Here is a 14168-nt window from a genome sequence, read left to right as displayed (position 1 = left end):
CATAGGTTACCGGTTTCGGGCGTCCAAACCGAGTTTCTTTACGCGAACGGTACTAATCAGCTGCTTTTTTGTCAGGGCATTTGTCCATGACGTCAACTTTGTCGCACTTAAATGCTCTAATCGCCCCGTCTTGTCTTACAGAAGAATCGGTCTCATCCATGGATATCAAACAGCTCTGGCTTAACGTCCAAGACCTTTGGGGCACCCTCGATCAACACCCGTTGCTCCATGCCAGCCTCGGTCTGCTGGTGTTGCTGGTCGTGGCGCTGCTGCTTGGACGTGTAGCGCGTTATCTCATTCTCCACGCCGTCAAATTGCTCGGCCGGCAGCCGGCCCTGCACTGGGTCAACGATCTGCGGCATAACAAAGTCTTTCATCGCCTGGCCCAGATGACGCCGTCGCTGGTGATCCAGTTCGGCCTGTACCTGGTGCCGGACCTGAGCAAGACCGCCATTCTGTTTATCGGTAACGTGGCCCTGTCGCTCACCATTCTGTTCCTGGTACTGGCCATGAGCGCACTGCTCAGCGCCTTGCTGGACATCTACGCCCGTACCGAACACGCACGCACCCGCTCGATCAAGGGCTATGTGCAGTTAGCGAAGATGGTGTTGTTCGTGTTTGGCGCGATCATTATTGTCGCCACCCTGATCGACCGTTCGCCGCTGTTGCTGCTCTCAGGCCTGGGTGCGATGTCGGCGGTGATCCTGTTGGTGTACAAGGACACCTTGCTGTCGTTCGTCGCCAGCGTACAACTGACCAGCAACGACATGTTGCGGGTCGGTGACTGGATCGAAATGCCCCAGGTCGGCGCCGACGGCGATGTGGTGGACATCACCTTGCACACAGTCAAGGTGCAGAACTTCGACAAGACCATCGTCTCCATCCCCACTTGGCGCCTGATGTCCGAGTCGTTCAAGAACTGGCGCGGCATGCAGGCCTCCGGCGGGCGCCGCATCAAGCGCTGCCTGTATATCGACGCCAGTGGCGTGCGTTTCCTGCGTGACGATGAAGAACTGCGCATGACCCAGGTGCACCTGCTCACCGACTACATCGGGCGCAAGCAGGCTGAACTCAAGGCCTGGAATGAAGCTCAGGGGAACAGCGCGCAATTGTCGGCAAACCGCCGCCGCATGACCAACCTCGGCACCTTCCGCGCTTATGCCCTGGCGTACCTGAAAAGCCACCCGGACATCCAGCCGAACATGACCTGCATGGTGCGCCAGATGCAAACCACCGCCCAGGGCGTACCGCTGGAGATCTACTGCTTTACCCGCACCACAGCGTGGGCGGATTACGAGCGGATCCAGGGGGATATCTTTGATTACCTGCTGGCGGTATTGCCGGAGTTTGGCTTGAGCTTGTATCAGCAGCCGAGTGGCAATGATCTGCGCGCTGGGATGTTGCCGGCGGTGCTCGGGGCCAGTCATTTGCCGGCCCCGGAAAAAATATCGATTTAACGACGCGGCCTATTGTGGGAGCGAGCCAGCCCGCTCCCACAAGGGGTTCAGCGTAACAATGGCGCCTTTCGCACACCCAACCGACTGATCCACACCGCCCCCAGAATCACCAACCCACCCAAGGCCAAGCGGCCCAGCGGTTCGTGCTGGTTCCAGATCAGCAGGTTCAGCAGCAGCCCCACCGGCACATGCAGATTGTTCATCACCGCCAGGGTGCCGCCATGGACCAGGCAGGCGCCTTTGTTCCACCAATACATCCCCAGGGCGGTGCTGACCAGTCCAAGAAATACCAGCACGCCCCATTGCAGCGGTGCTTCCGGCAGAAAGTTCGACTTGCCGAACAGCAGGAACGCCGGCAACACCACCAGCAACGCGCCCACGTAGAAGTAACCAAAGCGTCGGTAGTGCGGCAAATCACTGGGATAACGCGCGACCAAATGCTTGTACATCACCTGCCCGGCGGCGTAGGTGAAGTTGGCCAGTTGCAGCAGCAGGAAGCCCCCAAGGAAGTGCGGGGTGATCTGGTCGAAGCGGATCACCGCCGCGCCGGCCACTGCCACCAACGCGGCGATCAACGCCCACGGGTTGAAACGGCGGTTGAGGGCATCTTCGATCAGGGTCACGTGCAGCGGCGTGAGGATAGTGAACAGCAGCACCTCCGGCACCGTGAGCACGCGAAAGCTCAGGTACAGGCACACGTAGGTCACGCCAAACTGCAGCGCGCCAATCACTAGCATGCCGCGCATGAAGGCTGGCTCCACCGAACGCCAGCGCGTCAGCGGGATAAATATCAGCCCGGCCAGCAACACGCGCACCAGCACTGCAAAGTAGCTGTCGACGTGACCGGCGAGGTATTCGCCGATCAAGCTGAAGGAAAATGCCTGAATCAGAGTGACAACCAGTAAATAGCCCATGCGCGCCTCATTTCGAATGGGCGGGACATTAAAGGTTTTCGACGATTGAAGAAACTCGGCGCAAAAAAAACCCGACCTCGCTAATGCGTCAGTCGGGCAGGAGCACTCAGGAGCAAAAAGTGCAAAGGGAGGTTCGATACGCGTACTTGAAGGGTTGCGTGGCGCTAGATAAACACCGAGGGATTATCTGGCGATTAAAAGATCAGGCGACCTGTGCCAGCAGCGCCTTGGCGTGGTTAATGCCTTTTTCCTGGAAGTCCCCACTCAGGTTCACCCCTTCGGCGTGAATGAAGGTGACGTCGTGAATCCCGATGAATGCCATGACCTGACGCAGGTAGGGTTCCTGGTGATCGGAAGTGGCCCCCGTGTGGATGCCGCCGCGCGCGGTGAGCACGATGGCGCGCTTGCCGGTCAGCAAACCCTGAGGGCCGGTGGCGGTGTATTTGAAGGTCACACCCGCACGCAACACGTGGTCCAGCCAGGCCTTGAGGGTGCTGGGGATGGCAAAGTTGTACATCGGTGCGGCCATCACCAGTACGTCGGCCGCCAGCAGTTCGTTGGTCAATTCGTCGGAGCGATCCAGGGACGCCTGCTCGTTGCCGTTGCGCTGATCCGCGGGCTTCATCCAGCCGCCAAGCAAGTTGGCGTCCAGGTGCGGGACCGGGTTGAGGGCCACGTCACGCACAGTGATCTGATCCGCCGGATGGGCGGCCTGCCATTGGCTGATGAACTGCCGGGTGAGTTGGCGGGAAATCGAATCCTGCTGGCGGGCGCTGCTTTCGATGATCAGAACATTGGACATGGCTTTGTAGGCTCCATCTGTAATTGCTGTAAGTCGATGGAGTGAAGATTAAACAGAGCCAATTCGATTAAAAAGCGTAAAAAACTGCTATAACCCATCTATAAATTTGTTCATAAGCGGAGTATTGCTGTCAGCATGCTCCGCTGTCGGGTTACTTCGGCCCGCAAGCCAGGGCGATACGCATCTTGATAATGGCGCGGTTGAACTTGGCCGTGGTGTTCGTGCTTTTTCCCGCCGGCACCGTGACCGTGCGGCGACGCGGTGATTCCGGCCCGTTGGTGAAGGTTACCGAGCATACGGCGTCATTCGTGCCGTAGTTATTGAGCTGGATCGAACTGATATCGCCGTCCACATCGGAGGCGGTGTAATCGATGCTGACGCCGTCGATCTTTTTTGTGACGTCGATGGGGTAGGCAAATGCGCTCATCGGCAGCAGCGCCAGCAACACACAACAGAATTTTCTCATTCGGCAGTCTCCAATAAGGACTGTCAGCTTAGGACAAGAGGAACCCATCTTGAAAGCGCCCCGCGTTACCCTCGATCAATGGCGTACGTTGCAAGCCGTGGTCGACCATGGCGGCTTCGCCCAGGCGGCCGAAGCGCTGCACCGTTCGCAGTCTTCGGTGAGCTACACCGTGGCCCGCATGCAAGACCAGCTCGGTGTGCCGCTGCTGCGCATTGATGGGCGCAAGGCGGTGCTCACCGACGCCGGTGAAGTGCTGTTGCGCCGCTCCCGGCAACTGGTGAAAAACGCCAGCCAGCTGGAAGACCTCGCGCACCATATGGAGCAGGGCTGGGAAGCCGAGGTCCGCCTGGTGGTGGACGCGGCCTATCCGAACGCACGCCTTGTGCGCGCGCTCTCCGCCTTCATGCCGCAGAGCCGTGGTTGCCGCGTGCGCCTGCGTGAGGAGGTGCTGTCGGGCGTTGAAGAGCTGCTGATTGAAGGCGTGGCCGACCTGGCGATTTGCGGTTTCAGCATCCCGGGCTACCTGGGCACGGAAATGAGCGATGTGGAATTTGTCGCCGTGGCCCACCCCGAGCACACCCTGCACCGCATGAATCGCGAGCTGAGTTTCCAGGACCTGGAAAGCCAGATGCAGGTGGTGATCCGCGACTCCGGTCGCCAGCAACCACGGGATGTGGGCTGGCTTGGCGCCGAACAGCGCTGGACCGTCGGCAGCCTGGCCACCGCCGCCGCCTTTGTGGGCAGCGGCCTGGGCTTTGCCTGGTTGCCTCGGCACATGATCGAACGTGAACTCAGCGAAGGCGTGCTCAAGCAGCTACCCTTGGAACAGGGCGGCAGCCGCCACCCCACGTTCTATCTGTATTCAAACAAAGACAAACCCTTGGGGCCGGCGACGCAGATCCTCGTGGAACTGCTGCGCACCTTTGACACCGCCCCCCTGGACGCGCCCTTCGCTGCCCCCTGGCAAGCCTGAAACGGAGTTCAAGCATGGCCTGGTTCGACCACGAAGGATGCAGCCTGCACTACGAGGAATACGGCCACGGCACCCCGCTGATCCTGATCCACGGCCTGGGCTCCAGCAGCCAGGATTGGGAGCTGCAGATTCCCGTGCTGGCCAAACATTACCGCCTGGTCCTGGTGGATGTGCGCGGTCATGGGCGCTCGGACAAACCGCGCGAACGCTACAGCATCCAGGGCTTCACCTTTGATCTGCTCGCGCTGATCGAACACCTGGCCCTGCCGCCCGCCCATGTGGTGGGCTTATCCATGGGCGGCATGATTGCCTTCCAACTGGCGGTGGATGAACCTGCACGGGTCAAGAGCCTGTGCATCGTCAACAGCGCGCCGGAGGTGAAGGTACGCAGCGCCGATGATTACTGGCAGTGGGCCAAGCGCTGGAGCCTGGCGCGTGTGCTCAGCCTGGCCACTATCGGCAAGGCGCTGGGCGACCGCCTATTCCCCAAACCGCATCAGGCCGACCTGCGCCGCAAGATGGCCGAACGCTGGGCAAAAAACGACAAACGTGCTTATCTCGCCAGCTTCGATGCGATTGTAGGCTGGGGTGTGCAGGAACGCCTTTCGAGGATTACCTGTCCAACCCTTGTCATCAGCGCCGACCACGACTACACCCCCGTGGCGCAGAAAGAAAACTATGTAAAACTGCTGCCCGATGCGCGACTGGTGGTGATCAGAGATTCCCGCCACGCCACGCCATTGGATCAACCCGAAGTCTTTAACGCCACGCTGCTCGATTTTCTAACGACAGTCGAAACCACTACCCAGGATCATTGACCCATGCTGAAAAAAATCGCCTTTCTTGCCGGTTCTGTTTTGTTCGCTGCCAACCTGATGGCGGCCGAACCCGCCAAGGCGCCTCACGTACTGATCACCACCACCAACGGCGACATTGAAATCGAACTGGACCCGGTCAAGGCCCCGATCAGCACCAAGAATTTCCTGGCCTATGTCGACAAGGGCTTCTACAACAACACGATTTTCCACCGTGTGATCCCGGGCTTCATGGTCCAGGGCGGTGGGTTCACCCAGTCGATGTCGCAAAAGCCAACCGAAGCGCCGATCAAGAACGAAGCCAGTAATGGTCTGCATAACGTACGTGGCACCTTGTCCATGGCGCGCACCAGTGATCCGGATTCGGCCACCAGCCAGTTCTTCATCAATGTGGCCGACAACGCTTTCCTCGACCCAGGCCGTGATCGCGGTTATGCCGTATTCGCCAAAGTGGTCAAGGGCATGGACGTGGTCGACGTGATCGTCAATTCGCAGACCACCACCAAGCAAGGCATGCAGAACGTGCCTATCGATCCTGTCTACATCAAGTCGGCCAAGCGCATCGACTGAGATCTGCAGGAAGCTCCGTGCGCAGCCCACAAGGCTGCGCGCGCATTTGAACAGGAGAGCCCGCCAGGCGGGCGTCAACCCTAATGCTCTATCGTCGTTTTGAACAACTGATCGATATTTTCCGCGACGCGCCAAGCGCCGCCCCGCCCGATAAAGTCCTGCCGTTCTACCTCTACTACCTGCGCCAGGTGTGGCCATGTTTTGCCGCGCTGTTGGTGGTGGGCTTGATCGGCGCATTGATCGAAGTCGCGCTGTTCAGCTACCTGAGCCGTATCATCGACCTGGCCCAGGGCACGCCGCCCGCCAACTTCTTCCAGGTCCACAGCACCGAGCTGATCTGGATGGCCGCAGTTGCCCTGTTGCTGCGTCCGATCTTCGGCGCCCTGCATGACCTGCTGGTGCACCAGACCATCAGCCCCGGCATGACCAGCCTGATCCGCTGGCAGAACCATAGCTACGTACTCAAGCAGAGCCTGAATTTCTTCCAGAACGACTTCGCCGGGCGTATCGCCCAGCGCATCATGCAAACCGGCAACTCGCTGCGTGACTCTGCCGTGGCTGCGGTGGACGCGATCTGGCACGTGGCGATCTACGCCATCAGTTCCCTGGTGCTGTTTGCCGAGGCCGACTGGCGCCTGATGATCCCGCTGGTGAGCTGGATCATCTGCTACAGCCTGGCGTTACGCTATTTCGTGCCCCGGGTAAAGGAGCGCTCGGTGATTTCGTCCGAGGCGCGCTCCAAACTGATGGGCCGCATCGTCGATGGCTACACCAACATCACCACCTTGAAGCTGTTTGCCCATACTCAATCCGAGCAGGAATACGCCAAGGAAGCGATCATCGAGCAGACTGAAAAAACCCAGCTGGCCAGCCGGGTGGTGACCAGCATGGACGTGGTGATCACCACCATGAACGGCCTGCTGATTGTCACCACCACCGGCCTGGCGCTGTGGCTGTGGACGCAGTCGCTGATTTCCGTGGGCGCCATCGCGCTGGCCACCGGCTTGGTCATTCGCATCGTCAACATGTCCGGCTGGATCATGTGGGTGGTCAACGGCATTTTCGAAAACATCGGCATGGTGCAGGACGGCCTGAAAACCATCGCACAGCCACTGGCCGTGATCGACCGCGACAACGCCCCGCGCCTCAGCGTGCCCCGGGGCGAAGTGCGCTTCGAGCAAGTAGATTTCCACTACGGCAAGAAGAGCGGGATCATTGGCGGCCTTAACCTTGAGATCAAGGCCGGTGAAAAGATCGGCCTGATCGGCCCGTCCGGTGCGGGCAAGTCGACGCTGGTCAACCTGTTGCTGCGACTCTACGACCTGCAAGGCGGACGCATCCTGATCGACGGCCAGAACATCGCCGAGGTCGCCCAGGAAAGCCTGCGCGCACAGATCGGCATGATCACCCAGGACACCTCGTTGCTGCACCGCTCGATCCGCGACAACCTGCTGTACGGCAAGCCCGACGCCACCGACGAAGAACTCTGGGCCGCCGTGCACAAGGCCCGCGCCGATGAGTTCATCCCGCTGCTGTCGGACGCTGAAGGCCGTACCGGGCTGGATGCTCACGTGGGTGAGCGCGGCGTGAAACTCTCCGGCGGGCAGCGCCAACGTATCGCCATCGCCCGCGTGCTGCTCAAGGACGCGCCGATTCTGATCATGGACGAAGCCACGTCAGCCCTGGACTCGGAAGTGGAAGCGGCGATCCAGGAAAGCCTGGAGACCTTGATGAAAGGCAAGACGGTGATTGCGATTGCGCACCGCTTGTCGACCATTGCGCGGATGGACCGCCTGGTGGTGTTGGAGAAAGGCCTGATCGCCGAGAGTGGCAGCCATGCCGAGTTGCTGGCGCATGGTGGGTTGTATGCGCGGTTGTGGCAGCACCAGACAGGAGGCTTCGTCGGTATCGACTGAAACAACACCGCGATCCCCTGTGGGAGCTGGCTTGCCTGCGATGGCGGTCTGTCAGCCAGCCTCCCAGTAATGACGCACCGCTATCGCAGGCAAGCCAGCTCCCACACTTGATCAGCGCCAGGCAACCGAAGCCATCGGACCCTGGCGCGTTTTCATGCCCTGGTATTCGGGCTCACGGTGCTGACCATGGCGTTCGCCATCGGGCATATCAGTGGTTGTCACCTCAACCCGGCGGTATCCGTGGGGCTGGTCGTGGGCGGAAGGTTTCCGGCCAGGGAATTACCGGCGTACATCGTGGCGCAGGTTGTCGGCGGCACGGTCGCCGCGGCGCTGTTGTACTTCATTGCCAGTGGTAAACCGGGGCTTGAACTGGCGTCGGGGCTGGCGTCCAACGGCTATGGTGAGCATTCACCCGGTGGTTATTCGCTGGCGGCGGGGTTTGTCACAGAGCTGGTGATGACGGCGATGTTCGTGCTGATTATCCTCGGCGCCACCGACCGCCGCGCCCCACCGGGCCTTGCGCCCATTGCCATCGGTCTGGCGCTGACCCTGATCCACCTGATCTCCATTCCCGTAACCAACACCTCAGTCAACCCGGCCCGCAGTACCGGCCCGGCATTGATCGTCGGCGGGTGGGCGATCCAGCAATTGTGGATGTTCTGGCTCGCGCCGATCCTTGGCGCGGTGATCGGCGGCTTTACCTATCGATGGCTGGGCAAGGAGGAGCCAGGCTGAGGCAGAGCGCTATCCTTTGTAGTGAGCGGGCTTGTCCCGCGCTGGGCGGCGTAGCTGCCCTAACCAAGACGCTGCATTTTTTCAGGCAAATCGCAGCGCCGGGTTTTGGGGCAGCTTCGCCGCCCAGCGCGGGACAAGCCCGCTCACTACAAATACTTATTCATATCGGAACACGTATTCATCCAGTAGCACTCACCTTAGACCTGCCGATACGGCAGCGCCGTCTTCGCCTCTTCGGCATACGCCACGATCCCCACCCGCTCGCGCTCGAGGAAATCCTCCACGGCGTTTTTCAATCCGGGATGACGCAGGTAATGCCACGAGCGTGTAATCACCGGCTCAAACCCGCGAATCAACTTGTGCTCGCCCTGGGCTCCCGCATCAAAGCGTTGCAGGCCGTGGGCGATGGCGTAGTCCATTCCCTGGTAGAAGCAGGTTTCGAAGTGCAGGCGGTCGAATTCCGCCAGACAGCCCCAGTAGCGGCCGTAGAAGCTGTCACCACCGATCAGACTGAAGGCCATGGCGACCGGGCGGGTACCTTGTTTGGCCAGGACTACCCGAATCGCTTCGGGCATGCGCTCGGCCAGCAGGCTGAAAAAAACGCGGGTCAGGTAAGGGGCTTGGCGGCGGACCGCGTAGGTGTTGGCGTAGCAGGCGTAGACAAAATCCCACTGTGCTTCGCTCAGTTCATGCCCTTGCAGCCATTCGAACTCGATGCCCTGCCCCGCCACTTGCTCACGTTCCTTGCGCATCTGTTTGCGCTTGCGCGAGCTCAAGGCATCAAGGAAATCCTGGAAGTCGCGGTAGCCACGGTTCTGCCAGTGAAACTGACAACCCAGGCGCTGCAACCAACCCGGCTGTTGCGCCAGTGCAGCATCGGCCAGCGCGTCAGTGAAGTTGATGTGGGCACTGGAGAGTCCCTCGATTTCGAGGTAACCCGGCAGGCTTTTCAGCAACTCAAAACCCGCCTCGGCATTCGCCGCCAACAGGCGTGGCCCGCTCACCGGGCTGAACGGCACAGCCGTCAGCAACTTGGGATAGTAATCGATGCCGGCCCGCTCACAGGCATCCGCCCAGCCATGGTCGAACACGTACTCGCCATAGGAATGCCACTTGCGATAACTGGGTAACGCTGCCACCAGCCGATCACCGTCCCAATGCAGCAAATGCTCCGGCTGCCAGCCGGATTGCGGACCCAGGCTGGCGCTGTCTTCCAGGGCACTCAGGAAGGCATGCCGCACGAAAGGCTGGGCGTCCGGCACCAGTGCATCCCAAACCTGCGGGGCGATTTCGGACAGGCTGTCCAGGCGTTGCAACGGCATGTGCATCCTCACTGATCGGGGCGTGAAAGCCTCGCGAGTATCGCTTATCGCCGGTCCCAGCACACCCCCGAATCGCGTGACAAGGCTCTAAACCAATAGTTCCGATCCTAAATAATTTGTCATCTAGATGACATCACTTAGCCACTGCGCCGTCATAAACGATCGTGATACTGACGCCTGTTTTTAGAGCCCCTGGTTCTAGCAGGTGGTTATTTTTCCGTCCGTCATCGGTCGGTTGTGTCCTGGATGGTTTGCCATCCCTCCTCACTTTCGGAGATTGATATGCGTCTTGCTTCCACTAAAACTGCGGCGGCCCTGTGCGGCGGCCTGTTACTGGCCCTGAGCGTTCCGGCCAGCGCTGCAGTCGACGCTAAATTGCTCGACATGCTCAAGGCCAACGGTCAGATCACCGCGGCGCAGTACACTGAACTGCAAAGCGAATTGGCCAAAGACCAGAAAGAACAGCAGATCGCACGGCAAGCTCAACAAGAGACCAACGAACAGATCGCCGCCACCGCGAAGAAAACCAATGAGCTGAGCAGTTTCGACCAGAAGCTGGCCTGGGCTGCCAAGACCCAGCTCAAGGGTGACGTGCGCTTCCGCCACGAAACCATCAAGATCGACGGCACCCCGAACAACGGCGGCAAGGACAAGGACCGTGAGCGCATCCGTGCTCGTCTGGGCGCCTACACCGAGATCAACTCGCAGGTCGACACCGGCATCCGTATCGCCACGGGTAGCAGTGATGACGCGCGTTCCACCAACCAGGACCTGGACGGCTACTTCAACAAGAAGTCGATCTGGCTGGACCTCGGCTACATCGACTACCACCCGGACCAGATCAAGAACCTGCACGTGATCGGCGGCAAAATGCTGCAGCCGTGGGTCAGCATGGGTGATGTGATCTGGGATAGCGATATCAACCCGGAAGGCCTGGCCCTGACTTACAAATACCCACTGGGCAGCAGCGCCGAACTGTTCGGCAGCCTGGGTAACTACAACCTCAAGGACAACGTCAACGGCGACGGCGTGCAATTTCGCAATGACCTGCGCATGACCGCCGGCCAGTTGGGTTCGCGCTTCACCCTGACCGACAACCTGAAACTGACGCTGGGCGGCAGTGTTTATGCGTTCCAGAACGATGAAGACAGCCGCTGCCCGACCGCTGGCTCCACCGCTTGCCTGACCCCAGCCGAGACGGTCGCCAACACCACAGCCGGTAATGCCAGCGAGTACCGCTTGTATGAAGGCTTCAGCCAGATCGATATCGGCGGCCTGGCTGTACCGTTGTCGTTCTATGGCCAGTACGTGCAAAACACCAAAGCCACAGATAAAGACCAGGACACTGCCTGGTTGCTCGGTGCCAAGTCCAAAGTGTTCGGCTTCAACCTGGACTACAACTACCGCGACGTACAACGCTACGCAGTGGTCGGCGCCCTCACCGACTCGGACTTCGCCGGCGGTTTCACCGGTGCACGCGGTCACAAGTTCAAAGTCGGCTACGACATCGACAAGAACTTCGCTGTCGGCGCCACTTACTTCCTGACCAAAGCGGACTACGCCAGCGCCGCAGGCTACCGCGATGCCAACGCCAACACCCTTCAGTTGGACGCAGAAGCCAAGTTCTAAGACGGACAGCGGTGAGTTTCACGCTACACGCTTCAAGGAAGAGCATGTCACTTGCAGCTTCAAGCCAACCGCTTGAAGCTGCTTCTTTAACAGTCTTGCGCGGTTGGATCGATCCCCATCATCCGTTCGATCCAACCGCGCGAGCCTGCTTATTCCCCGCCTTTGTGATCCTTGAGCCGCTCGGCAGCCAGCCGCTGCGCCAAGGCATCCACGCCTTCAACCGGCTCATCCGGCATTATCTTCAGCGTTGCCTGCATCAGGCGCATCTGGCGGATAAACCGTCGGCAGTTCGGGCAGAACATCAAGTGATGACGCACCAGCAGACGTTCGCGAAAGGTCAATTGCCCATCGAGATAGTCACTGGAACGTGCCACTTGTTCTTTACAGGTCAGCATTCGCCCGTCTCCTCAAAATGCTCCACCGTGGCGAAGACTTTAAGCCGCGCTCGGTGCAACAGCACACGGACATTGGAGAGCGACAGCGTCAGGAGATTACAAATCTCTTCCAGCTCCAGGCCCTGGCGTTCACGCAGCACCAGCACGCTGCTTTGCAGCTCAGACAGGCTCAGCAATGTGTGTTCCAGGCATTCACGCAGTTCATCCTCGGTCAGCAAGGCTTCCGGAGTGTCCTGGTGCCAGGCGTAGGGGGCGACGGCCCAGTGGCCATCGTCCGGGGCGAAACGGTCATCACCAATGGTGCCGTGGGGTGAAGGCAGATCATCGAGCAATACTTCGCGACGATTCTGCTTGTAGCGCCCCTTGGCCGCGTTGGCGGTGATAGTCAGCAGCCAGGTCTTGAGGCTGGAACGCCCTTCGAATTTGCCCAGGTTGCGTACCACAGACAGCCAGGCATCCTGCACGATTTCGTCGGCGTGGCGCTGGCCGACGATGGCATAGGCCACTGCACGCATGGCGCTCTGATAGGTGGCGACCAACTCCTTATAGGCCCGTTGCTCACCCTTGAGCAGACGTTCAAGCAGGTGCGCGTCGTCCGCTGCTGCCATTGATTAACCTCGATTTCACTGTCGAAATCCGATCCCCTGTAGGAGCTGGCTTGCCTGCGATGGCATCACTGCGGTGTAACTGATACACCAAGGTGTCTGTATCGCAGGCAAGCCAGCCTCCCACAGTTGACCGTGATCGACCGGTAGATCAGCGTTTACGCAGGATCACGCTGCCAATCGAATAGCCCGCGCCAAACGAACTGAGCACGGCCACGGAACCCTTGGGCAAATCATCTTGATAGGTGTGAAACGCAATCACCGAACCTGCCGAACTGGTATTGGCGTAGGTGTCGAGGATCACCGGCGCTTCTTCCACCGTGGCTTCGCGGCCGAGCAGTTTCTTCACGATCAGGTGGTTCATGCTCAAGTTGGCCTGATGCAGCCAAAAGCGCTTCACATCGGCCACGTTCAGCTGGTTTTCCGCCAGGTGCACGCCGATCAGCTCGGCCACCATCGGGCAGACATCGCGGAAAACCTTGCGGCCTTCCTGCACGAACAGCTTGTCAGGCGCGCCGACGCCCTCTTCCGCGGCGCGGTTGAGAAAGCCGAAGTTGTTGCGGATGTTATTGGAGAACTTGGTCAGCAGCTTGGTGCTCACCACGTCAAACTGATGCTCGGAGGTGGCCAGGTCGGCGCGCTCGAGGATCACAGCCGTGGCCGCGTCACCAAAGATGAAGTGGCTGTCACGGTCGCGGAAGTTCAGGTGGCCGGTGCAGACTTCCGGGTTGACCATCAGGATCGCCCGCGCCTGGCCCAGCTGGATGCTGTTGGCGGCGTTCTGGATGCCGAAGGTGGCCGAGGAACACGCCACGTTCATGTCAAAACCAAAACCCTCGATGCCCAGGGCTTCCTGGACCTCAATGGCGATGGCCGGGTAGGCGCGCTGCAGGTTCGAACAGGCGACTATGACACCGTCGATGTCAGCGGCGGTCTTGCCGGCGCGTTGCAGGGCTTGTTCGGCAGCACCGATGGCCATCTGGCAGAGCACCGACCACTCGTCGTTGCTGCGCTCAGGCAGGCGCGGGGCCATGCGCTGCGGGTCGAGGATGCCGTCTTTGTCCATCACGAAGCGGCTCTTGATGCCCGAGGCTTTTTCGATGAAGGCTGCGCTGGATTCAGTCAAGGCTTGCACGTCACCGCGCTCGATGGCGGCGGCGTTAGCGCTGTTGAACTGTTGCACGTAAGCATTGAAAGACTGCACCAGCTCTTCGTTGGAGATGCTGTTGGCCGGGGTGTACAGGCCAGTGCCGCTGATGACGACGTTATGCACGGTCGTTCCTCTAAATCTGTCAGGCAGAAGATATTGGTACCGTCGTACCAAACTGTAAGTAGTCCGATTCCGCACCGCGGACACCAAACTGGCATCGCTTTATTCCATCGCGTCGCGACGCTTCACGACGATCCCGGCATTTATAACGGCGAAGTTTGCCACAAACCCTGGGATTTGGCGCCATCTCGCAGATATGTCCATTTTAATGTGGGAGCAACTGTCTTGATGGTTTTCATCAAGCCATTTTTTCCAGAGGCGGCAACGCTCCCACGGCTGTACTCCGTGTAACTGCTTTA

General features: G+C 59.8%; 13 protein-coding genes and 2 pseudogenes. 7 read left to right on the top strand and 8 right to left on the bottom strand.

The genetic code is table 11. The annotated features are described in order from the left end of the window. The first annotated feature begins 158 nt into the window (after window positions 1–158). A complete protein-coding gene (locus tag BFP95_RS15045) occupies window positions 159–1457 on the top strand; it encodes a mechanosensitive ion channel family protein (RefSeq protein WP_065873816.1) in 1299 nt (432 codons plus the stop codon). 47 nt (window positions 1458–1504) lie between these two features. On the opposite strand, the gene BFP95_RS15040 is transcribed toward BFP95_RS15045, so the two are convergent. The 3 genes from BFP95_RS15040 to BFP95_RS15030 form a co-directional block, all read right to left on the bottom strand. Then, window positions 1505–2371, bottom strand: coding sequence for a carboxylate/amino acid/amine transporter (locus BFP95_RS15040; protein ID WP_065873817.1), 867 nt, complete (start codon window positions 2369–2371; stop codon window positions 1505–1507). 202 nt (window positions 2372–2573) lie between these two features. Beyond that, window positions 2574–3173: an FMN-dependent NADH-azoreductase gene (locus BFP95_RS15035; RefSeq protein ID WP_049712077.1), complete on the bottom strand. Its 600-nt coding sequence runs from the start codon at window positions 3171–3173 to the stop codon at window positions 2574–2576. 151 nt (window positions 3174–3324) lie between these two features. After that, on the bottom strand, window positions 3325–3639 hold the full coding sequence (locus BFP95_RS15030) for a 3-phosphoglycerate kinase (protein ID WP_065873818.1): 315 nt from the start codon (window positions 3637–3639) through the stop codon (window positions 3325–3327). Between the two features lie 49 nt (window positions 3640–3688). On the opposite strand from BFP95_RS15030, the gene BFP95_RS15025 reads away from it, so the two are divergent. The 5 genes and pseudogenes from BFP95_RS15025 to aqpZ all read left to right on the top strand — a co-directional run. Further along, complete coding sequence (locus BFP95_RS15025; protein ID WP_065891102.1) at window positions 3689–4612, top strand: LysR family transcriptional regulator; 924 nt, start codon at window positions 3689–3691, stop codon at window positions 4610–4612. A gap of 14 nt (window positions 4613–4626) precedes the next feature. Beyond that, complete coding sequence (locus tag BFP95_RS15020; protein WP_065873820.1) at window positions 4627–5430, top strand: alpha/beta fold hydrolase; 804 nt, start codon at window positions 4627–4629, stop codon at window positions 5428–5430. A gap of 3 nt (window positions 5431–5433) precedes the next feature. Next, window positions 5434–5997, top strand: a complete 564-nt coding sequence (locus tag BFP95_RS15015) for a peptidylprolyl isomerase (protein WP_065873821.1) — start codon at window positions 5434–5436, stop codon at window positions 5995–5997. 83 nt (window positions 5998–6080) lie between these two features. After that, window positions 6081–7913 carry an ABC transporter ATP-binding protein gene (locus tag BFP95_RS15010; protein WP_065873822.1) on the top strand — a complete coding sequence of 611 codons (1833 nt, stop codon included), beginning with the start codon at window positions 6081–6083 and terminating at the stop codon, window positions 7911–7913. A gap of 156 nt (window positions 7914–8069) precedes the next feature. Then, window positions 8070–8648 (top strand): annotated as a pseudogene (aqpZ, locus tag BFP95_RS15005) (aquaporin Z); the annotation flags it as partial. Between the two features lie 197 nt (window positions 8649–8845). On the opposite strand, the gene BFP95_RS15000 reads toward aqpZ, so the two are convergent. Further along, complete coding sequence (locus BFP95_RS15000) at window positions 8846–9970, bottom strand: GNAT family N-acetyltransferase (protein ID WP_065873823.1); 1125 nt, start codon at window positions 9968–9970, stop codon at window positions 8846–8848. A gap of 282 nt (window positions 9971–10252) precedes the next feature. Here BFP95_RS15000 and BFP95_RS14995 point away from each other — a divergent pair. Further along, window positions 10253–11128: pseudogene (locus tag BFP95_RS14995) on the top strand (putative porin); the annotation flags it as partial. Between the two features lie 620 nt (window positions 11129–11748). On the opposite strand, the gene BFP95_RS14990 reads toward BFP95_RS14995, so the two are convergent. The 4 genes from BFP95_RS14990 to BFP95_RS29880 form a co-directional block, all read right to left on the bottom strand. Continuing rightward, the gene (locus BFP95_RS14990; RefSeq protein WP_049712065.1) at window positions 11749–11994 is read right to left on the bottom strand and encodes an anti-sigma factor family protein; all 246 of its coding nucleotides are present in this window, start codon (window positions 11992–11994) and stop codon (window positions 11749–11751) included. Then, window positions 11988–12602: an RNA polymerase sigma factor gene (locus BFP95_RS14985; protein ID WP_065873825.1), complete on the bottom strand. Its 615-nt coding sequence runs from the start codon at window positions 12600–12602 to the stop codon at window positions 11988–11990. The genes BFP95_RS14990 and BFP95_RS14985 overlap by 7 nt, the downstream gene beginning before the upstream one ends. Window positions 12603–12750: 148 nt before the next feature. Continuing rightward, window positions 12751–13872 (bottom strand): beta-ketoacyl-ACP synthase III, encoded by a 1122-nt coding sequence (locus BFP95_RS14980; protein ID WP_065873826.1) that lies wholly within the window; start codon window positions 13870–13872, stop codon window positions 12751–12753. Window positions 13873–13971: 99 nt separating this feature from the next. Further along, window positions 13972–14168 (bottom strand): hypothetical protein (locus tag BFP95_RS29880; protein ID WP_218187118.1); only part of this gene is annotated, 197 nt, incomplete at its 5' end.

Origin of the sequence: Pseudomonas sp. 58 R 12 (genome assembly GCF_900005865.1) — a bacterium.
Taxonomy (GTDB): domain Bacteria; phylum Pseudomonadota; class Gammaproteobacteria; order Pseudomonadales; family Pseudomonadaceae; genus Aquipseudomonas; species Aquipseudomonas tritici.
Note: the sequence above shows the minus strand (reverse complement) of the source record. Positions and strands in the feature narration are given on the sequence as shown.